We start from the raw sequence: 22,472 nt of genomic DNA, 5'->3' as shown, positions 1-22,472 counted from the left end.
GCGGCCGGGGCCTCGGGCGTGGTCGCCGGCGCTGCCGGTGCCGGGGCGGGGGTCTCGGTGGTTGCCGGGGCCTCTGTCGTCGCGGCGGGCGGAGTTACCGTCGTCGCCGGCGGCTGGTTGGCGAAATACACCCAAATGACGATGACGATCACGACGAGGATGCCGATGATCCAATACCATGTATTGCGGTTCATTCTTCGATCTCCAGTTGGCTTCACTACTGTAAGAACATCGTAAGGGACAGTTGCGTCCACACTATCCATACCGCCGCGGGCCAGATGATTTGACTTCGATCAAGCCCCTGGTGCCGCTGGCGGATGCACATCACGGCCTTGCCTGCCGCGCATGGACGGCCGCATCGGCCGCCGCTCCCGGCGCGAGGACCAGCCGTTGCGAAAACCATTTTGTCAATACTTGCCCCCGGTCCTGTCCACATCGCCCCAGGCCCCCGCCATCCGGCTGCCGGCGCGGTGGCGCGCGCAGCCGGGCTGAACGACGAAACAACGCGCGGGGAGCGTTTCGGTTTCATGCCCTCTCCGGTTTGCGTCCAAGTTGGCGAGACTTGCCAGCGCGTTAGCGCCGCAGCGATCGGTCGGCACCCGGCGCACCGCCGCCGGACCGCGGCGGCGAGGCGGAAGCGGGGTCAGCCGGCCGGCCGCTCCAGCGTTCCGTTTGGTGTTCTGGGCGTGCAGAAATACAGCGCCTGGTTGATGGCGTAGAGAGAGCCTGCGAGCGAAATGCCGTTGCGGTGCACGGGGGCGCCCGCCTGCGGCTCGAGATAGGCGACGGCGCCATTGCGCAACCCGTCGAGCAGCGGGCCGACATCGCCGGCGACGCGGGCATGATAGGGCGAGCCCTCCGGCTCGGCCCGCAAGGCGAAGCTGGTCTCGTCGATGTCGAGCCGCCAGGCCCCGGCATCGCCGCCGAGCCGGCTGGTGTGGATATGGAGCCCCACCGAGAAATCGTCCTCGCAGCGCACCGCGAGGCAGGTAAACATGGCGGCATCCGAACCATAGGCGCAACCGAGGGCCGCCCGGTCGCCCTCGCCATCGAGCGGGGAGTAATGCCAGCCGGCCTCCTGCGCCGACAGCGGCGCGGCAAGCCACACGACCAGGGCGGCGACCGGGACGGGCTTCAACATGACGCCGAGTGTCCCCCCGATCGTCGCCAGGTGCAAGTCAGCGTCCGGCCTCGGTCAATGCCGCAAGGTCGGCCGGTTCGAGTTTGAGGCGTGCCCCGCGCACGAGGCTGCGCACCTGCTCGAGCGACGTCGCCGACGCGATCGGGGCAGCGACGCCGGGCTGCGCGACGACCCAGGCGAGCGCGATCTCGGCCAGCGCCGCGCCGGTGCGCGCCGACACCGCATCGAGCGCCGCAAGGATGCGCCGCCCCCGCTCGTTGAGGTACTTGGCGACAATGCCCTTGCCGCGCACGCTCTTTGCGGCATCGGTCTCGGTGCGGTACTTGCCGGACAGGAAGCCGGAGGCGAGACCGTAATAGGGGATGCACGAGATCTGCTCGCGCACGCAGATGTCCTGCACGGGGCCCTCGAACTTGTTGCGGGCATACAGGTTGAACTCGTTCTGCACGGTCTCGTAACGCGCGATACCGAGCCGCGCCGAGGTCGCCAGGGCCTCGGCGAGCAGCGTCTCGTCGTGGTTGGAGACGCCGATGAAGCGGACCTTGCCGGCCTTGATCAGCCGGTCGTGCGCCAGCAGGGTCTCCTCCTGCGGCGTCTCAGGGTCCGGCCAATGGCTCTGGTAGAGGTCGATATAGTCGGTCTGCAGGCGCTTGAGCGAGGCCTCCACCGCTTCTTCGATGTGGCGCGCCGACAGGTCGCGGCGCCCCTGGCCGACGTCGGAGCCGACCTTGGTGAAGATCAGCACCTTGTCGCGGTTGCCACGCTCGCGCATCCAGCGGCCGATGATCTTCTCGCTCTCGCTGTCGTTGCCCGGTACCCAGCGCGAGTAGGAATCGGCGGTATCGAGCGCATTGAAGCCCTCGGCGACGAAGGCGTCGAACACCGCAAAGGAGGTCGGTTCGTCCGCCGTCCAGCCGACGGAATTGGTACCCACCACCAACGGCTCGATGAAGAGATCGGAGCGTCCGAGGCGGCGCTTGGTCATGGCAGTCTCCGCAGATGTCGTGAAAGCTTGAGGAAGGGGAGGTGGCACGACCCTAGATGGCAACGCCATCGTTTGCCAAGCTGCCACCCCGCCGCAGGCGGCGGTGACGCTTGCGACGCGGCGTTGACCGATTGGTCAAAACCTGCGATGCGGGTGGCAGGAGGGCGTCGGCCCGCGCATCCGGGACCCGGGGCACCGCCCGGCGCGGTACCGCAACGGTCGGAGGGAGAGTTATTCTCGTTGCGCGGGGCTGCAAAAAACGCTTTCCTGCCCGCCAAGCTTGTCGGCGCAAAGCCGCAAGCGCAAAAATCTAGGGAGACCAACATCATGAAATTGATGAAAACTCTGATGACGGCGACTGCCTTCGTGGCGGTGCTGTCGGGAAGCGCCTACGCCAAGACACTGGTCTATTGCTCGGAGGGTTCGCCCGAGGGCTTCGATCCCGCCCCCTATACCGCGGGCACCACCTTCGATGCCTCCTCGCGGCCGATCTACAACCGCCTCGTGCAGTTCAAGAAGGGGTCGTCGGAGACCGAGCCCGGCCTCGCCGAGAGCTACGAAGTATCCGCCGACGGCCTCGAATACACCTTCAAGCTGCGCCACGGCGTCAAGTTCCACACCACCGACTGGTTCACCCCGACCCGCGAATTCAACGCCGACGACGTCGTCTTCTCGTTCGAGCGCCAGTGGAAGGCCGACCATCCGTGGTACGCCTACAGCGCCGGCATCTCCTGGGAATACTTCAACTCCATGTCGATGGGCGACCTCCTCAAGGACATCGTCAAGGTCGACGACTATACCGTGAAGTTCGTGCTGAACCGCCCCGAGGCGCCGTTCATCGCCAACCTCGCCATGGACTTCGCCTCGATCCTGTCGAAGGAATATGCCGACAAGCTCGAGGCCGCCGGCACCAAGGAACTGCTCAACACCCAGCCGGTCGGGACCGGCCCCTTCCAGTTCGTCAACTACCAGCAGGACGCGGTCATCCGTTACGCCTCGTTCGATGACTACTGGGGCGGCGTCGAGCCGATCGACGACCTGGTCTTCGCCATCACCACCGACGGCGCCGTGCGGGCCCAGAAGCTGCAGGCGGGCGAATGCCACGTCATGCCCTACCCCAACCCGGCCGACCTCGACATGCTCCGGGCCGACCCGAACCTGACGGTGATGGAGCAGGAAGGCCTCAATATCGGCTACCTCGCCTACAACACCCAGATGCCGCCGTTCGACAAGGTCGAGGTGCGCAAGGCCCTCAACATGGCCATCAACAAGCAGGCCATCCTCGACGCCGTGTTCCAGGGCGCCGGCGTCGCGGCCAAGAACCCGATCCCGCCCACCATGTGGGGGTACAACGACGCCATCCAGGACGATCCGTACGATCCGGAAGCCGCCAAGAAGATGTTGGCCGATGCCGGGGTGAGCAACCTCAGCATGAAGATCTGGGCCATGCCGGTGGCACGTCCCTACAACCCGGATGCACGGCGCATGGCTGAGCTGATCCAGGCCGACTTCGCGGCCGTCGGCGTCACCGCCGAGATCGTCTCCATGGAATGGGGTGAGTATCTCGCCCAGTCCTCGGCCATCGATCGGGACGGCGCCGTGCTGCTCGGCTGGACCGGCGACAACGGCGACCCGGACAACTTCCTCGCCGTGCTGCTCGGTTGCGATGCCGTCGGCAGCGCCAACCGCGCGCAGTGGTGCAACAAGGAGTTCGACGACCTGATCCAGAAGGCGAAGGTCACCTCCGACCAGGCCGAGCGCACCAAGCTCTACGAGGAGGCGCAGGTCGTGTTCAAGCGCGAAGCGCCGTGGGCCACGATCGCCCACTCGGTGGTCTTCATGCCGATGTCCAAGAAGGTCACGGGCTACGTCATGGATCCCAAGGGCACGCACGCCTTCGACGGCGTCGATATCGCCGAATAATCCGGATCGAGAGCCCGGGCGCCGCCAGCATGCGGCGCCCGGGCCAATCCTAGATGCTGCGCTTCCTGTTCCGCCGCCTTGCTGTCGTCATTCCGACCTTTATCGGGATCACGATCGTGGCCTTCGCCTTCGTCCGCGTCCTGCCGGGCGATCCCGTGCTGCTGCTCGCCGGCGAGCGCGGCGTCAGCCCCGAGCGCTACCAGGCGCTGATGGCCCAGTTCGGCTTCGACCGGCCGATCTGGGTGCAATACTGGGACTACCTCGTCGGCATCTTCCAGGGCGATTTCGGCACCTCGATCTCCACCAAGCGCCCGGTGATCCGCGACTTCCTCACGCTGTTCCCGGCGACCGTCGAGCTGTCGCTGTTCGCGACGCTGTTCGCCGTGCTGGTCGGCGTCCCCGCCGGCATCCTTGCCGCCGTCCGCCGCGGCTCGTGGTTCGACCAGGTGACCATGGGCACGGCGCTGGTCGGCTATTCCATGCCGATCTTCTGGCTCGGCCTCCTGCTCATCATCCTGTTCTCCGGCGTACTGGGCTGGACGCCCGTGTCCGGCCGCATCTCGCTCATGTACTTCTTCCCGCCGGTTACCGGCTTCATGACCATCGATGCGCTGCTCTCGGGGCAGAAGGGGGCGCTGCAGTCGGCGCTGCACCATCTGGTGCTGCCCACCGTCACCCTCGGCACCATCCCGCTGGCGGTCATCGCCCGGCAGACGCGCTCGGCGATGCTCGAGGTGCTGGGCGACGACTACGTGCGCACGGCGCGCTCCAAGGGGCTGTCGCCGCTGCGCGTGATCGGGCTGCATGCCTTCCGCAACGCCATGATCCCGGTCGTTACCACCATTGGCCTGCAGGTGGGCGTGATGATGGCCGGCGCCATTCTGACCGAGACCATCTTTTCGTGGCCGGGCATCGGCAAATGGATGATCGACGCCATCTCCCGCCGCGACTACCCGGTCGTCCAGGCCGGGCTGTTGCTGATCGCCGTGGTCATCATGTTCGTCAACCTGTTCGTGGATCTGCTCTACGGTCTCATCAATCCGCGGATCAGGCACCAGTAGGACCGCCATGACCGAACGCGTCCCCACCGCCACCGACATGCCCAGCCCCCGCGGCGCCATGCTGCGCGAGTTCTGGTATTATTTCTCCGTCAACCGCGGCGCGGTGATCGGCCTCGTCGTCTTTGTCGGGCTCGTCATCACTGCCCTGGTGGCGCCGTTGATCGCCCCGCACTCGCCGATCCAGCAGTACCGCGACGCGCTGCTGGTGCCGCCCTCCTGGGCTGGCGGGCGCCCGGAATTCTTCCTCGGCACCGACCCGGTCGGGCGCGACATCTTCTCGCGGCTCATCCACGGGGCCCGCTTCTCCATGCTCATCGGCACGGTGGTGGTGATCCTGTCGCTCACCAGCGGCATCATCCTCGGGTTGCTCGCCGGCTATTTCCGCGGCTGGGTCGACACCGTGCTGATGCGCGTCATGGACCTCATCCTCGCCTTCCCGTCGCTGCTGCTGGCATTGGTGCTGGTGGCCATCCTCGGCCCCGGCCTGATCAACACCATGATCGCCATCGCGCTGGTGCTGCAGCCGCACTTCGTACGCCTGACGCGTTCCGCCGTGCTGGGCGAACTGGGCAAGGAGTACGTCGTCTCCTCGCGCGTCGCCGGCGCCGGCCACCTCCGGCTGATGTTCCGCACCATCCTGCCCAATTGCCTCGCCCCGCTCATCGTGCAGGCGACGCTGAGCTTCTCGACTGCCATTCTCGATGCCGCGGCCCTCGGCTTCCTCGGGCTGGGGGCGCAACCGCCGACGCCGGAATGGGGCACCATGCTGGCGGAGGCGCGCCAGTTCATCCTGCGCGCCTGGTGGGTGGTGACCTTCCCGGGGCTCGCCATCCTCATCACCGTCCTCGCCATCAACCTCATAGGCGACGGCCTGCGCGACGCGCTCGACCCCAAGCTCAAGCGGAGCTGAGCCATGCCTCTGCTCGAAATCCGGAACCTGACCGTCTCCTTCGACACCTCGGTCGGCCAGTTCTTCGCCGTCAAGGGCATCGACCTGCATGTCGATGCGCGCGAGGTCCTCGCCATCGTCGGCGAGAGCGGCTCCGGCAAGTCGGTAGCGATGCTGGCGGTGATGGGCCTGCTGCCGCCGACCGCCACCGTCAGCGCCGACCGGCTCGCCTTCGAAGGCCGCGACCTGCTGGCGCTGAGGCCCGAGGAGCGCCGCCGCATCATCGGCAAGGACATCGCCATGATCTTCCAGGAGCCGATGGCGAGCCTCAATCCCTGCTTCACCGTCGGCTTCCAGATCGAGGAGATGCTGGCACAGCACACCAGCCTCGATGCGCGCGGCCGCCGCGCCCGCGCCATCGAACTGCTCACCGCCGTCGGCATTCCGGATCCGGAACAGCGCCTGCGGGCCTATCCGCACCAGATGTCGGGCGGCCAGTGCCAGCGCGTCATGATCGCCATGGCCACCGCCTGCAATCCCAAGCTGCTGATCGCCGACGAGCCGACCACCGCGCTCGACGTCACCATCCAGAAGCAGATCCTCGACCTGTTGATGCAGCTGCAGGCGGACCACGGCATGGGGCTGATCATGATCACCCACAATATGGGCGTGGTCGCCGAAACCGCCGACCGCGTCGTCGTGCAGTACAAGGGCCACAAGATGGAGGAGGCCGGCGTGCTCGAATTGTTCGAGGCGCCCAAGAGCCCCTATACCCGGGCGCTGCTGGCGGCGCTGCCGGAAAAGGCGGTCGGCGACCGGCTGCCGGTGATCGCCGACTTTTCGCTCGACGATCTGGAGCCGGCCCGATGAGCGCCCCGGTGGTTCTCGAGGCTCGCGGCCTCGTTCGCGACTACCATATCGGCGGCAGCCTGTTCAGCGGCGCGAGGACGGTGCACGCGGTCAAGGGCGTAAGCTTTTCGGTCGAGAAGGGCAGGACGCTGGCGGTGGTCGGCGAGTCCGGCTGCGGCAAGTCCACGCTGGCGCGCATCATCACCATGATCGACGCCCCCACCGCAGGGGAGTTGCTGATCGAGGGCAACCGCGTCGACATCGCCCGGCATGGGCTCAGCAAGGAAATGCGCCGCAAGGTGCAGATCGTCTTCCAGAATCCCTACGGCTCGCTCAACCCGCGCCAGAAGATAGGTGACGTGCTGGCCGAGCCCCTGCTGCTCAATACAGCACTGCCGGCCGCCGAACGGCGCGACCGGGCCATGCAGATGCTGCTCAAGGTCGGGCTGAAGCCGGAGCACTTCAACCGCTATCCCCACATGTTTTCGGGCGGCCAGCGCCAGCGCATCGCCATCGCCCGGGCACTGATGGTCAATCCGTCCCTGCTGGTGCTGGATGAGCCGGTATCGGCGCTGGACCTGTCGGTGCAGGCGCAGATCCTCAACCTCCTCGCCGACCTGCAGGACGAGTTCGCCCTCACCTACGTGTTCATCAGCCACGACTTGTCGGTGGTGCGCTACATCGCCGACGACGTCATGGTCATGTATTTCGGCGAGGTCGTCGAATACGGCCCGCGCGACGAGGTCTTCGCCAATCCGCAGCACGACTATACGCGGACGCTGTTCGCCGCGACGCCGCGCGCCGACGTCGACAGCATTCGGGCCCGGCTGGCGCGCAAGGCGGCAGCCGCCGAACCGGCCTGATTAGCGCACGACCCGCACCTCGCGTCCTTCGCGCGAACTGGCGAGTAGGGCGTCGATGAGGCGGTGCGCAGCGAGCGCGTCGCGCCCGCTGGGCAGTGGTTCGCGTCCGGCGCGCACCGCGGCGACGAACTCGGCAATTGCCGCCTTGTGCCAAGCGAAGGGGAAGGCCATCGGGTCGGCGCCGCCGCCGGAGGCCACCGGCTCGCCGCCGAAGTGCTCGTGGCGTCCGTCGAGCCAGTCGAGCGTGAGCGTGCCGCTGCCCAGCGTCGCGGTGGCCCGCTCGCAGCCCAGCACCAGGGTCTCGGCGCCGCCGGGAAAGAGTGCCGTCGTTGCCATCAGCGCCCCGGCGGCACCGCTGGCGAAACGCAGGCCGGCACCGACGAAGTCCTCGGTCTGCATGCGATGCATGCCGGTGGTGGCGGCGATGGCCGCAACGCTGGCGACCGGGCCGGTGAGGCTCAGCATCAGGTCGAGCTGGTGGATGGCCTGGGTGATGAGCACGCCGCCCCCGTCCTGCTCCAGCGTGCCGCGTCCGGGCTGGTCGTAATAGGCCTGCGGCCGCCACCACGGCACGGCGAGATGCACCACCTGCAGCGCACCCAGGGCGTCTTCCTGCAGCAGCGCGGCGAGCCGGCGTGCCGCCGGCCGAAAGCGGTGCTGGAACATGATGCCCAGCTTGATGCCGGCGGCCGAGCAAACCTCGACCAGGCGCTCGGCGGCCGCCGTGGTGCGCTCCACCGGCTTTTCCATGAGCACGTGCTTGCCCGCCCGCGCTGCGGCGGCCACCACCTCCTGGCGGGCGTTGGGCGGGGTGAGGACCAGGAGGGCGTCGACCATTGGGTCCACCAGAAGCGCCTGCACGCTGTCGGCGGGCGGCAGGCCGTATTCGGCGCAGAACGCCGCTCTTGCAGTGGCGTCGCGGCGATAAACGCCGCGCACCTCCACCAGCCCCTGCAGGGCGGCGAGCGCGAGGACATGCGGCCGCGCCGCCATGCCGGCGCCGACCACGCCAATGCCGAACCGCCGCTCCGCTCCCATGGCCGCCTCCCGTGCACGGATCGCCCGCTCATCTGCGGCCGCAACGGTGGCCCGCAAGAGCCCCGTGCCGCCAGCGACGCACCGGACGATTGGTTCCCGGCCCGACGCATTTTTTTGCACGTCAGGCTTAAGCCCAAATTAAGGCGCGGCGCCTAGCGTCGCATGCACTCGACTGGTGGTAATTGCCTGCTCTGCCGATGACAACAGACGCCCAAGCGGCCATCGGCAAGGAGCCCGCCCGGAAGCCCCGGGACTTGCCCGGCCCCCGCTCAAACCCACTCAAGACCTTCACCTATTGGGTGGCGCTGCCGACGGCGCTCGTCTACGTGGCGATCTGCGCCCTGGTGCTGTTCACCCTTGCCCTGATGACCTCAGACCTCAACCGCATCGACGCCGACCGCGGTGAGAAGGCCATCACCGCCGCGCTCGACTCGCTGGTGCGCCAACTCGGCGAGGTCACCGTCGACGAGGCCACCTGGACCGAGGCCTATTTCAACACCTATGTCGTCTTCAACCCGGCCTGGCTCGACGGCAGCTGGGGCACGACGGCGCGCCAGGGCAGCGGCTACGACACCGCCGTCGTCACCAACGCCGAAGGCGAGATCATCTTCGGCGAAAGCAACCGCGGCCGCCTCACCGGCAACATCGCCGATCATTTCGGCGCGGCGCGGGCAATTTATGGCGGCCTCAACAAGAGCGTCGAGGCGGCCGGCGACGATACCCATGCCGCCGGGCTGACGGACGGCCGCTCGGGCATAGCCGCTCTGGCCGCAGCGGTGGTGCACGGCAATGCCGGTCAGGTACCCGTCGCCTCGACGGAACGGCGCGTACTGTGGCTGGCCAAGCATATCGATGCGCCGCTGCTGGAGGAGTACTCCGCCCGCTTCCAGATTCCGCTGCCGCGGCTGACGCACGCCGCCTATGCGGACGAGGCGTCGACGCCCTTGATCGATGCCGCGGGAGACAGCGTCGGCCTGCTGGTGTGGCGGCCGCTCAGGCCCGGCGACCCGGCCTTTCGCAATGCCGCCAGCATCGCCACCATCGTGCTGCTCGGCATCGGCATGCTGACCGCGGCGGTGCTGCTGGCCTTCCGCAGCTCGGTGGAGCGCCGCGCCGAACTCGACGAACGCGACTGGTACAGCGCCCGCTACGATGCCGTCACCGGCCTGTTCAATCGCTTCGGGCTCGAGGAAACGCTGGCCCGGCTGGTGCCGAGGAACGGGGAAACGGACGTCTCGGTCGCGCTCATCGGCTTCGATGGCCTGCGCGACGTCACCAGTTCCTATGGCCGGGAAACCACGGACCGGCTGCTCGACCGCATCGCCGACGACATCGACGTCGTCACCGGCGGGCAGGCGATCTTCGCCCGCACCGGCCCGGACCAGTTTGCGCTGTGCCGGATCGGCCCCGGCGCCGGCGAGTTGATCCGCGAGTTCGCCGGCGCCGTGCTCGCCCTGATGAGCGAACCCGTGGCGGTCGACGCGCTGCGGTTCAAGCTGGGCACCAGCATCGGCGTCGCCGACGCCGCGTGCGACCGCGCCGGTGCCTCCGGCCCCATCCGCATGGCCGACGCCGCCCTGCAGCGGGCCCGCGAGACCGGCGGCAATCACGTCATCGTCTATGACGACTCGCTGCGCCTCGAACTCGAACGCCGCCTGGCGCTGCAGGCCGACATCCGCCGCGGCCTCGACGCCGACGAGTTCGACCTCGAATACCAGCCGATCGTCGATTTCGGCTCCGGGGCCGTCGTCGGGGTCGAAGCGCTGCTGCGCTGGAACCGGCGTGCCGGCGGCCGGCTGTCGCCGGGCGAATTCATCCCCGCCGCCGAGCAGTCCGGCCTGATCGAGGAGCTGGGCCTGTTCGCCCTGCGCCGCGCCTGCCGGGACACGGCGCGTTTCCCCGGGCTCAAGCTGTCGGTCAACGTGTCCACCGTGCAGTTCCGCAGCCTGCGACTGTCGCGCCGCATCGACGATATCCTGCACGACACCGGCTTCCCGCCCGAGCGGCTGCAGCTCGAGATCACCGAATCGTTCCTGCTCGCCCAGCCGGAACGGGCCAAGGCGGTGATCGAGGAACTGCGCGGCCGCGGCATCGCCATTGCGCTCGATGACTTCGGCACCGGCTTTTCCTCGATCGGCTACTTGCGCCAGTTCAGCTTCGACCGGGTAAAGCTCGACCGCTCGCTGATCGAGGGCGTCGACCTCGATCCGGTGAAGGCGGCACTGGTCGAGTCCAACATGGTGCTCGCCTTCGCCCTCGACCTGGCGGTGACGGTGGAAGGCGTCGAGCGGCGCGAGGAAGTGGCGGCGCTCACCCGGCTGGGCTGCCGCGAATTCCAGGGCTACCTGTTTTCGCGGCCGCTGCCGCTCGCCGGGCTCGAACGCCTGCTCGCCGGGCAGGCGCGCGACACGGCCCGCAAGACCGCCTAGCTACCGCGGCGCCGCATCCTTGCGGCACGCGGCGCACACGCCGCGCAACTCGATGGTGGTGCGCTGCGGGGCAAAGCCGTGGCGGCTGGCCCAGCCGATGAGTCGCCGGTCCAGCGCCGCGTCGGCGAACTCGTCGACGCGGCCGCAATCGGAGCAGATGGCGAAAGCGGCGCCGCCGCCCGGATGGGCATGCGCCTCGGCCCCGGCACAACACACGAAGGCGTTGAGCGATTCCAGCCGGTGCGCCAGCCCCAGGTCGATCAGCTTGTCGAGCGCCCGGTAGACCTGCAGCGGGGCGCGTAGCCCGGCGTCGCGCAGCCGGTCGAGGATGTCGTAGGCGGACAGCGGCGCAGCAGCGTGATTGAGCGTCTGCAGTACCAGGTCCTGGTTGCGCGTCAGCGGTCGGGGCTGCCCGTGGTGGGGGGTGTCGTGCGAATGGCCCATCAGTCCACTCCAGGCTGCGGCCGGTTCCGGCGCCAGGCCGGGACCGCGATGGAGACGAGAAAGAGGACGAGCGCCGCCACCACGATCGAGGGGCCCGACGGCGTGTCGTAGTGCAGCGACCCGAACAGGCCGCCGGCGACCGCCACGCTGCCCAGCACGGAGGCAATGACAGCCATCTGCTCGGGCGTCGCGCTCAGCCGCCGCGCCGTCGCCGCCGGGATGATGAGCAGCGAGGTGATGAGCAGCACCCCGACCAGCTTCATGGCGATGGCGATGACGCTGGCGAGCAGCAGCATGAAGACGACGCGCGACAGCCCGGGCCTGAGCCCCTCGGCCTCGGCGATGTCGGGGCTGACCGTGCCGGCCAGCAGCGGCCGCCACAAACGCGCGAGCAGCGCGAGGATCAGCGCCCCGCCGCCCCAGATCAGCGCGATGTCGGTGGTGGTGACGGCAAGGATGTCGCCGAACAGGAAGCCCATGAGGTCGAAGCGCAGCCAGGTCATGAAGGCGACCATGACGAGGCCGATGGCGAGCGTAGAGTGGCTGAGGATGCCGAGCAGCGCGTCCGTGGACAGCTGCTGGCGCCGCTGCAGCAACAGCAGCAGCACGGAAACCGCGGCCGCCACGAGGAAGACGGCAAGGGTCAGGTTGATCTCGAGCAGGAAGGCCAGCGCCACCCCGAGCAGGGCCGAATGCGCCATGGTGTCGCCGAAATAGGCCATGCGCCGCCAGACGATGAAGCAGCCCAGGGGCCCGGCGACCAGCGCCAGCCCGATGCCGGCCAGCAGCGCCCGTGTGAAGAAGTCATCCAGCATGGCGATAATCCTTGTCGGCACCAGCGGCGGCGGGCGCCGGAGTGGGCCGGTGGTCGTGTGCGTGCTCGTGCGCCGCCACCACCCGCCCGTCGGCCTCGCGGATGCGCCCATCGGGCAGGTGCGTATGGTCGTGCTCGTGCTGGTAGATGGCCAGCGTCGCCGCGGCGCGGGCGCCGAACAGGGCGAGATATTCGGGGCTGCGGGCCACGGAGGCCGGCGTCCCCCGGCAGCAGACATGGCCATTGAGGCAGATCACCGTGTCGGTCTCGGCCATCACCACGTGCAGATCGTGGCTGATCAGCAGCACGCCGCAACGCGTTTCGTCGCGGATGGACTTGATCAGGTCGTAGAGCGCCACTTCGCCGGAGAAATCGACGCCCTGCACGGGCTCGTCCAGCACCAGCAGGTCGGGCCGGCGGATCATGGCCCGCGCCAGAAGCGCCCGCTGGAATTCGCCGCCCGAAAGGTGCTGCACGGCATCGTCGGCGAGATGCGTGATGCCGACCAGCGCCAGTGCGGCGGCAACCTCCGCCGCCGGATAGGCGCCGGTCAGCGTCATCAACCGCCTGACGCTCAGCGGCAACGTCCAGTCGATCGCTAGCTTCTGTGGCACGTAGCCGACGGTCAGGCCGGGGGCGCGCGTGACCGTGCCGGCATCGGGCCTGAGGACGCCGGTGACCAGCTTGGCCGTGGTGGACTTGCCCGACCCGTTGGGCCCGATCAGGGTGACGATCTCGCCGCGCCGGACCGTAAGGTCGACGTCCTCCACGAGCCAGCGACCACTGCGCCGGACCCCCGCCCCCACCACCTCGACCACCGTTTCGTGTGCCGCACCGGCGTCCATCGCCACCTCTTCCGCTTGCCCTGCCGTTTGCCATCAGATAACACGCGTCGAACGTAATGTCATAACATTTCACCACGAGAGCGAGCCCTGCCCATGCGTCTCCTGCCCGCCCTGGCGCTCCTTGCCCTTCTCGCCACGCCGGCCACCGCCCTCGCCGAGGCACCACGCGTCGTCGCGACCATCAAGCCGATCCATTCGCTCGTCGCCGCCGTGATGGGGGACGTGGGCACGCCGACGCTGCTCGTCGATGGCGCCGCCTCACCCCACACCTACAGCCTCACGCCCTCGGACGCCGAGGCGTTGCAGGCCGCCGACATCGTCTTCTGGGTCGGCCCCGGACTCGAACTCTTTCTCGCGGGCGCGATCGACGGCCTGGCGGCGGGCGCCCGCGTGGTCGAACTGGCCCGCACCCCCGGCATCGAACTGCTGCCCATTCGCGAAGGCGGCGCCTTCGAAGCGCACGCGGACGACCACGCCGACGGCGAGGACGCGCACGGCGCAGAGGCGGACATGCATTTCTGGCTCGATCCCGCCAATGCCGCGCGGCTCGGCGAGGCCATCGCCGAAACGCTGGCCGAAGCCGATCCCGAGCACGCACAGGCGTACCGCGGCAATGCCGGCGTCCTGCGCACCGACCTTGCGGCGCTCACCACCGAGCTTGCGGCCGCCCTGGCGCCGGTCCGAGACAAGCCGTTCATCGTCTTCCACGACGCCTACCAGTATTTCGAACGCCGCTTCGGGCTCACCGCCGCCGGCGCGGTCACGGTCACCCCCGACACCATGCCGGGGGCGCGCCGCGTCAGCGAGCTGCGCGCGAGGATCGCCGCGAGCGGCGTCGCCTGCGTCTTCGCCGAGCCGCAGTTCGAACCGGCGATCGTTGCCGCCGTACTCGAGGGCAGCGCCGCCAGAGCCGGCGAGCTCGATCCCGAAGGAGCGCGCCTTGCGCCGGGGAAGGACCTTTACGGCCAGCTGTTGCGCGGCCTCGCCGCCGGCTTCGTTGCCTACCTCGGCGGCGGCTGAAGGCGGCGCCCCGGGGGGCGGTCCCGGCTAGCGCAGCGGCCCCTTGAAGATGAAGAAGGCGCCGAGCGCGATCAGGCCGAAACCGATGCCGTGGTTCCAGGTCAGTTTCTCGCCGAGCACGAAGACGGCGAAGCCCACGAACACGGTGAGCGAGACCACCTCCTGGATGGTCTTGAGTTCGGCCGCCGTATAGGTGCCGTAGCCGATGCGGTTGGCGGGCACCGCCAGCCAGTATTCGACGAGCGCAATGCCCCAGCTCGCCATCACCGCCGCCCACATGGGCGCCGAGGGGAACTTGAGGTGTCCGTACCAGGCCGTGGTCATGAACAGATTGGAAGCGATCAGCAGCAGCACCGGCAGGACGGCAGGGGAAAGGAGCGGCATGGAGGACCCGGAGCGAATCGACGCCCCAGTCTAGCCGATGGCGGGGCCGCCCGCTGCGGTGGCGACAGGGCGCGCTATCGCGCCGCCGCGGCGGCGGCCCGCATCGGCGCCTGCCCGGGCGCGTCCCGGCAATAGGCCAGCAGGATGGCCACGAGGACGACGTACAAGGCAGTATGCAGCTCGAAGCTCAGCATGGTGTCGGGAAGCCCCATGGCGACGTAGCCAGCCGTCAGCATGAGGATGCCGAAGCGGCGGGCGCCATATTGCGAATCCCGCGCCGAGCGCAGTGTCAGCACGATCGGTGCTGCGATCAGCCCCAGGTAGACGGCGACGCCGGCCAGTCCCCCAAACACGGCGAAGTTGAGCAACTCGTTGTGCAGATGGGGCAACTGGGCGTGCTGCTTGTCCGCGTCGGCAAGGAACGGCTCGACAGAACTCATCAGCCGCGCCCAGCCGTGCCCCGTGAACGGGGACTGCTGGAAGGCCTCCCAGCCCGCCTTGTAGAGTTCGACGCGGATTCTGATGGCATCGTCGCGGATGGGCTCGCCGGCGGTGATGTCGGCAACGAACCCCATGATCGAGGCGAGGCGGGCGCTGCCGAACAGGCCCGTCACTGCCGCCCCTGCCAGTAGCAGCGGCACCCCCACGCCCGTGGCCACGGCGATCGATTTGTTGCGGATCAGCAGGATGAGGGCCGCCGAGACCATAATCGGGAAGGCGATCATGGCGCCGCGCGCCCCGGTGAGCAGCACCACGACCGCCGCAAGGATCGGTCCGAGCAGGTAGGGCCAGCGCGCCTTGCCCCGCGCCTGCACGACGCCGATGAGCGACAGGAAGCCCAGCAGTACCGCGGTATCTCCCAGCCGGATGGTGTCGGTGGCAAACGTGCCGGCGCGCGCCGCGCCGAGCACGTAGACCTCCACCAGGCTGACGGCACAGCCGATCGCTGCGCCGGCCAGCGCCAGGCGTGCCACGGTCTCCGCATTGCCCGGGGCCGCGCCGCGCGCAAGCAGCGCCGCGAGCGGTGCATAGGCGAGGAAGGCAACGAAGTTGAAGGCGAGCAGCACGTCGACAGGGGCATCGGCACTTATCGCAAACAGGGCCGCGATGGCCAGGAATGCCGCCGCGAACATCTTGCCGGCGGGATCGAAGGGAATGCTTCTCTGCCGGATCAGCACGACGACGAGCGCGAGCAGGGCGAGGAGCAGTATCGCGTAGGTCGTCAGCAGCCCGGTCAGGCAGGACAATGCCAGGGGCACGGCCAGTGTCGCGACGCGCAGGCCCTGCTCGAGACGGTCGGGTCGGGCGCCACCGGTCCTAGAAGGCATCGGCGATGACCAGCCGCGCAAATTCGGCATCCTGCACCAGTTCGTCGGGCGAGGCGTGGCGCGCCTGCGTCCGTGGCTGTTTCCAGTTGGTGTTGATGCCGCGGAAGTGTCGGTAGAACACGTCGGTCGGCATCGTCTTGGCGAACCACGGTCGGCGCTCGATCCAGTGCATGTAGGGATGCACCGCCAGGCTTCGCACCCACGGCCTGCGCGGATCGAGGATCCATTTGCTCGGCCGGGACGCGGCCCGCTTCGGGTCGGCCAGATAGCTGGTGTAGTGACGATGCGTCCTCTGCCCCGCCGCCACCCCGGCATCGGCCTCGGCCTCCATGAAGCGCCCGCGCATCGCCACCAGCCCTTGCCGCGACCGCTCGCACAGCTCGTAGATCGTGGTTCCGGACGGGGTACTGACGAGCTCGTCGATATCGCAGTTGAGCAGGCCGGCGGCAGCCGGGGCGAAGCGGCGCAGCGCGACGCTCATCGAGGAGACCTGCAGGAACAGGATGTAGAACGGGTTGACCCGCAGGGCGGGGTCGGTCATGCCATAGGCGTAGGGCCAGCGCAGCACCACGACCTTGTCGATCCCCGGCACCCCGAGCAGCGTGTTCTCGATCTCGCCCGTGCCGTAGCGGCTCGAGCCGTTGTCGAACAGCACGACGGCGTCGGTGCCGTGCAGACGCTGGTGCCAGCGCGCCCATTCGGCGATCCAGGCGAGATCGTTGTCCTTGCTCATGGTGAACAGGACCTTGCGCCCGGCGAAGTCGGCCGCGTGGTTCGGCTGCACGGCGAGTTCGAAGCTTTGTTCGGCCACTGTCAGCCGCACCGCGGTGGTGCCCGGAGGCGCGCCGGAAAGCTCGGTGATCATGGTCGACAGCGACACGTGGAAGACAGGTGCGAGACGCGTCCCCGAAGGCAGGGCCGCGTACGTCGCCGCGCGCCACGCGGGCATAAGGTTCATCGGCGGGGGGCCGACGATCAGGATGCGCGCACCATCGGCGTGCCAGAAACAGTCATAGGCGAGGGCCCGGTCCTCGAACTGCGCGAAAAACTCGGGCGGACGGCTCAGGCCCGGGCGGCGCGGCAGGCGCTTGAGCGTGCCTTCCGGAGCGAGGAAGGCCGGCGAATGATCGGCGCGGATCAGCCGGGCCTCGCTCAAGCGCGCAACACTCCCCCCGTGGCCCGCGTCACCGCGGCAACGATGCTGGCCGACACCTTCTCGATGTCCTCGTCGGTCAGCGTCCGCTCCCGGGGCTGCAGCGTGACCGCGATGGCGACAGATTTCTTGCCCTCGCCCAGGTGCTTGCCCTCGAAGACGTCGAACACGTCGATGCCCGCGATCAGGGCCTTCTCGGCACCGCGCGCCGCCTTGAGGATCGCCGCCGCCGGTACGTCGCGATCGACGACGAAGGCGAAGTCGCGGCTCAGCGGCATCAGGTCCGGCAGGTCCAGCGCCGGCTTGGCCCGCGTCGGCCTGCGGCGTGGCTCCGGCACGGCATCGAGGTCGACTTCGAACGCCGCTACCGGGCCGCTCAGGTCGAACTCGGCGCGCAGCGTGGGATGGATTTCCCCGAACCAGCCGATGACGTTCTTCGGTCCGAGCTGGATGCGCCCGCCCCGGCCGGGATGGCTCCAGTCCGCGGGCTCGGCGACCAGCTGCACCTTGTCGATATCGAGCCCGAGCGCGTCGAGCAGGGCGGCGAGGTCGGCCTTGGCATCGAACACGTCGACCTTGCGGGCGCCGCCGCGCCAGTGCCGCCCCTCGCCGTCGGTCGTGGCGGTGCCGACGCGGATGCCGGTGGCATAGGTGCGCTGCCCGTCCGGCTGCGCCGAATGGAACACCTGGCCGACTTCGAAGACGGCGAGATCCGGCATGCCGCGATTGTCGTTGCGCCGCGCCGCCTCGAGCAGGCCGGGCAGCAGCGAGGGCCGCATGTCGGTCAGTTCCGCCGCGATGGGGTTGGCGAGCTTGAGTTCGGCCTGGCCGCCGCCGAAGCGGGCGGCCTGGGCGGCGGGGATGAACGACCACGTCACCGCCTCGTCGAGCCCGCGCGCTGCCAGCGTGCGGCGCGCCAGCCGGCGGCGGTTCTGGATCGGGGTCAGCATGCGCGGCGCCACGCCCGAGAGCCGCGGCAGCGGCTCGACCGGCACCTTGTCGACGCCGACGATGCGCATCACCTCCTCGGCCAGGTCGGCCTTCTGCGTCACGTCCGGGCGCCAGCTCGGCACCCGCACCGTCACCACCTCGCCGTCGCCCTCGACGGTGAAGCCGAGCCGGGTGAGCGCGCCGACGGCCTCCTCGCGCGGCACCACGAGGCCGGTCAGGCGCGTGACCTCGGCGAGCGGGAAATCGATCGTGGTTCCGGCACCCCTGGCGTCGCCGGCCACCGCCGTCTCGCACACCGTGCCGCCGCACAATTCGCTCACCAGCTTCGCGGCAAGTTCGATGCCGGGGATCACGCCTTCGGGATCGACATGGCGCTCGAAGCGGTAGCGCGCGTCCGAGACGATGCCGAGCTTGCGGCCGGCGGCGGCGATGGCCTCAGGCTCGAACCAGGCGCATTCGATGAAGACGTTGACGGTCGCCTCGGTGCAGCCGGTTTCCTCGCCGCCCATGATGCCGGCGATGCCGAGCGCCGCGCGGTCGTCGGCGATGACGCAGATCGAGGGGTCGAGCGCATAGCTCTTGCCGTCGAGCGCCAGCACGGTCTCGCCAGCCCTGCCCATGCGCGCGTGCACCGTGCCGGTGAGCTTGTCGGCATCGAACACATGCAGCGGGCGGGCCCGGTCGAAGGAGACGAAATTGGTGATGTCGACCAGGGCATTGATCGGCCGCAGCCCAATGGCGCGTAGCCGCGCCTGCAGCCAGTCGGGCGACGGGCCGTTCTTCACCCCCTTGATCAGCCGGCCGGCGAACATGCGGCACACGCGCGGCTCGTCTTGGCCGAAACGCAGATCGACGGGGATCGGGCTCGCCCCGCCCGGCGAAGGAACGGGCGCCACCGCGGCGTTCTTGAGCACGCCGGTGCCGTAGGCGGCGAGGTCGCGGGCGACGCCGAGCACGCCCGCCGCGTCGCCGCGATTGGCGGTGATGGAGAGATCGAAGACGACGCCGTCGAGGCCGGCATAGGCGGCGTAGGGCGTGCCGACGGGGGCATCGCCGGGCAGTTCGATGATGCCCGAGTGATCGTCGCCCAGTTCGAGTTCGCGGGCCGAGCACAGCATGCCGTTCGAGGCCGCGCCGCGGATGACCCCCTTGGTCAGGGTGAAGCCCGAGCCGGGGATCCAGGTACCGGGGAAGGCGAAGACGCTCTTCAAGCCGGCCCGCGCATTGGGCGCCCCGCACACCACGTCGATCAGTTCCCCGGTGCCGGCGTCGACCTTGCATACCCTGAGCTTGTCGGCATTGGGGTGCTTTTCGGCCGCCACGACGTTGGCCACCACGAAGTCCTTGAGTGCCTTGCCCTGGTCCTCGAGGCCCTCGACCTCGAGCCCGACCATGGTCAGGTCGGCCGCGATCCGGTCGGCGGTGGCGTCGGTCTCGAGGTGGTCCTTGAGCCAGTCGAGGGTGAACTTCATTTGTACATGCTTTCGGTCGCCTCGTGCTTTTCGAGGCCTTGGGAGATGGCGAACAGGCGGGCGAGGACGTTGACGAAGCCGCGGGCGTCGTCGATGGCCTTGTGCGTGTGCTCGATGTGGCCGTACCATTCGGCGGGCACCCGGGCCATGCTCCACTTGAGGTAGTCGGCGCCGCGCAGCGCCCCCGCCATGGTGTAGATGCAGACGCCCCCGCCGCGGAAGATCTTGCGGGTGCGGAAGGGGCCGCCCATCACCCGCGTGCCCGCGAAGATCTCGAGATAGTGGTCCATCCACAGCCCGTCGAAGATCAGCGGCGCCGAGGCAAACACGTGGTAGCCGGGCAGGCTCTCCACCCAGTCGGCGTAGCGCGGCATCACCGTTTCGGCCGGCTCCGGATCGGCGGTCGCCGCGGCGTAGGCCTCCGGCTGCGTCGTCCACCACGCCATGGTATCCGGGCTCGGCTGCCGGTCGGGGCGCGGCGCCAGCACGGCCTCGAACTCGCCGAGGACCTTGCCGGTGACGTCGCAGGCGACCGAGGCAAAGCTCAGCATGGAATTGGCGAGCGGGCTCGGCCCGTCCGCCTCGATATCGGTGACCACGTAGGTGGTGATACCCTCCGGTTCGCTCATCTGGCTCAGCTGCTCAGCCCCCCGAACAGCGTCGGCAGGTCGAGCGGGCGGAAGCCGTAATGGTCGAGCCAGCGCTTGTCGGCGTCGAAGAAGGCCCTGAGGTCCGGCATGCCGTATTTGAGCATGGCCAGCCGGTCGATGCCCATGCCCCAGGCGAAGCCCTGGTAGACGTCGGGATCGAGTCCGCAATTGCGCAGCACGTTGGGATGCACCATGCCGCAGCCCAGGATCTCGAGCCAGTCGCTGCCCTCGCCGATCCTGACCTCGTTGCCGGAGCGGTCGCACTGCACGTCGACCTCCATCGACGGCTCGGTGAAGGGAAAGAAGCTCGGCCGGAAGCGCGTGGTGACGTGCCCGACTTCGAAGAAGGCCTTGAGGAACTCCTCGAGCACCCAGCGCAACTGCCCGATATGGCTGGACTTGTCGATCACCAGCCCCTCGACCTGGTGGAACATCGGGGTGTGGGTCTGGTCCGAATCGTGCCGGTAGGTGCGGCCGGGGATGACCACGCGGATGGGCGGGTCCATTGCCGGCGTCAGGTAGGGAGCACCCGGCTTCTCGTTGCTCTTCTGCATCACCCGGATCTGCACCGGCGAGGTGTGCGTGCGCAGCACCTTCTTCACCCCGTCGGCGCCGGGGGCCATGAAGAAGGTGTCGTGCATCTCGCGCGCCGGGTGCCCCTCGGGGAAGTTGAGCGCGGTGAAATTGTAGTAGTCGGTTTCGATGTCCGGCCCCTCGGCGATGGAAAAGCCCATGTCCGAGAAGATGGCGGTGATCTCGTCGATCACCTGGCTCACCGGGTGGATGCGGCCGGTCGTCGTGGGGGCGGGCCGCACCGGCAGCGTGACGTCGACGCGCTCGGCGGCAAGGCGCGCCGCCAGCGCCTGTTCGCGCAGTTGGGCGGCGCGCGCCTCGATCAGCGCCGCGACCTCGCTCTTGAGCCCGTTGATCGCGGGCCCCGCGCTCCGGCGCTCCTCGGGGTCCATGGTGCCGAGCGACGCGAGCAGGGCCGAGACCGAGCCCTTCTTGCCCAGCGCGGCGATGCGCACCGCCTCGACTTCCTCGGCGCCCGGGGCCGCCTCGATGGCGGCGGCCAGGTCAGCGCGCAGCGTTTCGATCCGGGCTTGTAGGGACATGGCAGAATTCCGTTTCTCGGGAGCGGGCAATGGGTAACAAACACAAAAGCCCCGCGCCACCCCCGGGGGCGGCGCAAGGCTTCGGTCGGGCCTCAGTAAGGCAGCGGTGGTTAGGCGGTGACCCTGGAATGGGTGGTCGCCTCGACCTCCTCCAGATAGCCCAGCGCCTGCTTGGCCTGTGCGACCAGGGCGGCGAACGCCTGGGGCTCCGTGATCGCGAGATCGGAGAGCACCTTGCGGTCGACGGCAACCTCAGCCTTGCTGAGGCCGTCGATAAATCGGCCATAGGTCAGCCCGTGGGCGCGCACCGCGGCGTTGATGCGCTGGATCCACAGCGCGCGGAAATTGCGCTTCTTGTTGCGGCGGTCGCGATAGGCGTACTGGCCGGCCTTGTCGACGGCGGCCTTGGCGGTGCGGATCGTCGACTTGCGGCGGCCGTAATAGCCCTCGGCCTGCTTCAGGATCTTCTTGTGACGGGCGTGGGCGGTAACGCCTCTTTTAACGCGTGACATGGGTCAGGTTCCTTCCGGGAGCTACGTTCAGCGGTTGTACGGCATGTACCACTTGACGAGGTTCTCATCGCCCTTGCTGAGCACCTTGGTACCGCGGTTCTGGCGGATGTAGTCCCCGGAGTGGTTCAGCAGCCGGTGCCGCTTGCCTGCGACGCCGGACTTGACGCGACCGCTCGCAGTCATCTTGAAGCGCTTCTTGGCGCCTGACTTGGTCTTCATCTTGGGCATTTTGCATTCCCTGTAACGTGAGGGTGGTTCCAGGCGGAACCACGCATTCGAAACCGCCACGGCATGCCTTTCGGCCGGGCGGCCCGGAGAAGTCGGCTGTATAGGGGCGCAGCCGCCGAAGCGCAAGCGAAAAGGCCGGCCCGCGGCCCCTCGTCACTCCCCGGAGGCGGCCCGGCCCAGCTGCGCCAGCTGGTCGAGCAGCAGCGCCCGCTCGGTGCGCCCGTAGCCGGCCAGCGCGCGCCGGTCGATCGCCGCGGCGATGTCGAGGGCCCGCGGCAGCGTCGCGCGCGCCCGCGCGCTGAGATGGAGCCCGGGCGAGCGGCCGCTCGCGCCGTCCCGCCTCTCGATCCCGCCCATGGCCTCGAGCCCGGCCAGGGT

22 protein-coding genes and 1 pseudogene are annotated in these 22,472 nt (G+C 68.8%); 7 read left to right on the top strand and 16 right to left on the bottom strand.

Features of this window, described 5'->3' with window-relative positions:
- The 3 genes from VGD93_RS10905 to VGD93_RS10895 form a co-directional block, all read right to left on the bottom strand.
- Positions 1 to 194, bottom strand: a 194-nt coding sequence (locus VGD93_RS10905; protein ID WP_395011955.1) for a hypothetical protein, incomplete at its 3' end; no start/stop codon positions are given.
- 449 nt (positions 195 to 643) lie between these two features.
- Positions 644 to 1,141 carry a hypothetical protein gene (locus VGD93_RS10900; RefSeq protein WP_395011953.1) on the bottom strand — a complete coding sequence of 166 codons (498 nt, stop codon included), beginning with the start codon at positions 1,139 to 1,141 and terminating at the stop codon, positions 644 to 646.
- A gap of 37 nt (positions 1,142 to 1,178) precedes the next feature.
- Positions 1,179 to 2,126 carry an aldo/keto reductase gene (locus VGD93_RS10895; protein WP_395011952.1) on the bottom strand — a complete coding sequence of 316 codons (948 nt, stop codon included), beginning with the start codon at positions 2,124 to 2,126 and terminating at the stop codon, positions 1,179 to 1,181.
- Positions 2,127 to 2,453: 327 nt separating this feature from the next.
- Here VGD93_RS10895 and VGD93_RS10890 point away from each other — a divergent pair, with 327 nt between their 5' ends.
- Genes VGD93_RS10890 through VGD93_RS10870 form a run of 5 tightly spaced genes read left to right on the top strand, consistent with a single transcriptional unit; the run spans position 2,454 to position 7,711 of the window.
- Positions 2,454 to 4,049 (top strand): ABC transporter substrate-binding protein, encoded by a 1,596-nt coding sequence (locus VGD93_RS10890; protein WP_395011950.1) that lies wholly within the window; start codon positions 2,454 to 2,456, stop codon positions 4,047 to 4,049.
- A 53-nt stretch (positions 4,050 to 4,102) separates the two neighbouring features.
- Positions 4,103 to 5,110, top strand: coding sequence for an ABC transporter permease subunit (locus VGD93_RS10885; RefSeq protein WP_395011948.1), 1,008 nt, complete (start codon positions 4,103 to 4,105; stop codon positions 5,108 to 5,110).
- 7 nt (positions 5,111 to 5,117) lie between these two features.
- Entirely contained in the window at positions 5,118 to 6,020 is a 903-nt protein-coding gene (locus tag VGD93_RS10880; protein WP_395011946.1) for an ABC transporter permease subunit, read from the top strand.
- 3 nt (positions 6,021 to 6,023) lie between these two features.
- Entirely contained in the window at positions 6,024 to 6,869 is an 846-nt protein-coding gene (locus tag VGD93_RS10875) for an ABC transporter ATP-binding protein (RefSeq protein ID WP_395011944.1), read from the top strand.
- Positions 6,866 to 7,711 carry a dipeptide ABC transporter ATP-binding protein gene (locus VGD93_RS10870; protein WP_395011942.1) on the top strand — a complete coding sequence of 282 codons (846 nt, stop codon included), beginning with the start codon at positions 6,866 to 6,868 and terminating at the stop codon, positions 7,709 to 7,711. The genes VGD93_RS10875 and VGD93_RS10870 overlap by 4 nt, the downstream gene beginning before the upstream one ends.
- Here the strand turns inward: VGD93_RS10870 and VGD93_RS10865 are convergent, their stop codons facing one another.
- Positions 7,712 to 8,749, bottom strand: a complete 1,038-nt coding sequence (locus VGD93_RS10865; protein ID WP_395011940.1) for a Gfo/Idh/MocA family protein — start codon at positions 8,747 to 8,749, stop codon at positions 7,712 to 7,714.
- 254 nt (positions 8,750 to 9,003) lie between these two features.
- Between VGD93_RS10865 and VGD93_RS10860 the strand changes: the two genes are divergently transcribed.
- Complete coding sequence (locus VGD93_RS10860) at positions 9,004 to 11,178, top strand: putative bifunctional diguanylate cyclase/phosphodiesterase (RefSeq protein WP_395011939.1); 2,175 nt, start codon at positions 9,004 to 9,006, stop codon at positions 11,176 to 11,178.
- Here the strand turns inward: VGD93_RS10860 and VGD93_RS10855 are convergent, their stop codons facing one another.
- The 3 genes from VGD93_RS10855 to VGD93_RS10845 are packed head-to-tail and all read right to left on the bottom strand — an operon-like array spanning position 11,179 to position 13,281.
- Entirely contained in the window at positions 11,179 to 11,622 is a 444-nt protein-coding gene (locus tag VGD93_RS10855; protein ID WP_395011937.1) for a Fur family transcriptional regulator, read from the bottom strand.
- A complete protein-coding gene (locus VGD93_RS10850) occupies positions 11,622 to 12,437 on the bottom strand; it encodes a metal ABC transporter permease (protein ID WP_395011935.1) in 816 nt (271 codons plus the stop codon). The genes VGD93_RS10855 and VGD93_RS10850 overlap by 1 nt, the downstream gene beginning before the upstream one ends.
- Complete coding sequence (locus VGD93_RS10845) at positions 12,427 to 13,281, bottom strand: ATP-binding cassette domain-containing protein (protein WP_395011933.1); 855 nt, start codon at positions 13,279 to 13,281, stop codon at positions 12,427 to 12,429. The genes VGD93_RS10850 and VGD93_RS10845 overlap by 11 nt, the downstream gene beginning before the upstream one ends.
- A gap of 93 nt (positions 13,282 to 13,374) precedes the next feature.
- Here VGD93_RS10845 and VGD93_RS10840 point away from each other — a divergent pair, with 93 nt between their 5' ends.
- Positions 13,375 to 14,301, top strand: a complete 927-nt coding sequence (locus VGD93_RS10840) for a zinc ABC transporter substrate-binding protein (RefSeq protein ID WP_395011931.1) — start codon at positions 13,375 to 13,377, stop codon at positions 14,299 to 14,301.
- Between the two features lie 27 nt (positions 14,302 to 14,328).
- On the opposite strand, the gene VGD93_RS10835 is transcribed toward VGD93_RS10840, so the two are convergent.
- The 9 genes and pseudogenes from VGD93_RS10835 to VGD93_RS10795 form a co-directional block, all read right to left on the bottom strand.
- The gene (locus VGD93_RS10835) at positions 14,329 to 14,685 is read right to left on the bottom strand and encodes a DMT family protein (RefSeq protein WP_395011930.1); all 357 of its coding nucleotides are present in this window, start codon (positions 14,683 to 14,685) and stop codon (positions 14,329 to 14,331) included.
- A gap of 74 nt (positions 14,686 to 14,759) precedes the next feature.
- Positions 14,760 to 16,013, bottom strand: coding sequence for an O-antigen ligase family protein (locus tag VGD93_RS10830; protein ID WP_395011929.1), 1,254 nt, complete (start codon positions 16,011 to 16,013; stop codon positions 14,760 to 14,762).
- On the bottom strand, positions 16,003 to 17,169 hold the full coding sequence (locus VGD93_RS10825; RefSeq protein ID WP_395011927.1) for a hypothetical protein: 1,167 nt from the start codon (positions 17,167 to 17,169) through the stop codon (positions 16,003 to 16,005). The genes VGD93_RS10830 and VGD93_RS10825 overlap by 11 nt, the downstream gene beginning before the upstream one ends.
- Complete coding sequence (gene pheT / locus VGD93_RS10820) at positions 17,166 to 19,589, bottom strand: phenylalanine--tRNA ligase subunit beta (protein WP_395011926.1); 2,424 nt, start codon at positions 19,587 to 19,589, stop codon at positions 17,166 to 17,168. Before pheT ends, VGD93_RS10825 begins: the two co-directional genes overlap by 4 nt.
- A complete protein-coding gene (locus VGD93_RS10815) occupies positions 19,586 to 20,218 on the bottom strand; it encodes a 3'-5' exoribonuclease domain-containing protein (RefSeq protein ID WP_395011924.1) in 633 nt (210 codons plus the stop codon). Before VGD93_RS10815 ends, pheT begins: the two co-directional genes overlap by 4 nt.
- Positions 20,219 to 20,223: 5 nt before the next feature.
- Entirely contained in the window at positions 20,224 to 21,354 is a 1,131-nt protein-coding gene (gene pheS, locus VGD93_RS10810) for a phenylalanine--tRNA ligase subunit alpha (RefSeq protein WP_395011923.1), read from the bottom strand.
- Between the two features lie 110 nt (positions 21,355 to 21,464).
- A complete protein-coding gene (gene rplT, locus VGD93_RS10805; protein WP_395011921.1) occupies positions 21,465 to 21,866 on the bottom strand; it encodes a 50S ribosomal protein L20 in 402 nt (133 codons plus the stop codon).
- Between the two features lie 27 nt (positions 21,867 to 21,893).
- Positions 21,894 to 22,094, bottom strand: a complete 201-nt coding sequence (gene rpmI, locus VGD93_RS10800) for a 50S ribosomal protein L35 (RefSeq protein ID WP_395011919.1) — start codon at positions 22,092 to 22,094, stop codon at positions 21,894 to 21,896.
- 153 nt (positions 22,095 to 22,247) lie between these two features.
- Positions 22,248 to 22,472, bottom strand: a pseudogene (locus VGD93_RS10795) (hypothetical protein); the annotation flags it as partial.

This window comes from Devosia sp., from assembly GCF_036406155.1.
GTDB lineage: Bacteria > Pseudomonadota > Alphaproteobacteria > Rhizobiales > Devosiaceae > Devosia_A.
Note: the sequence above shows the minus strand (reverse complement) of the source record. Positions and strands in the feature narration are given on the sequence as shown.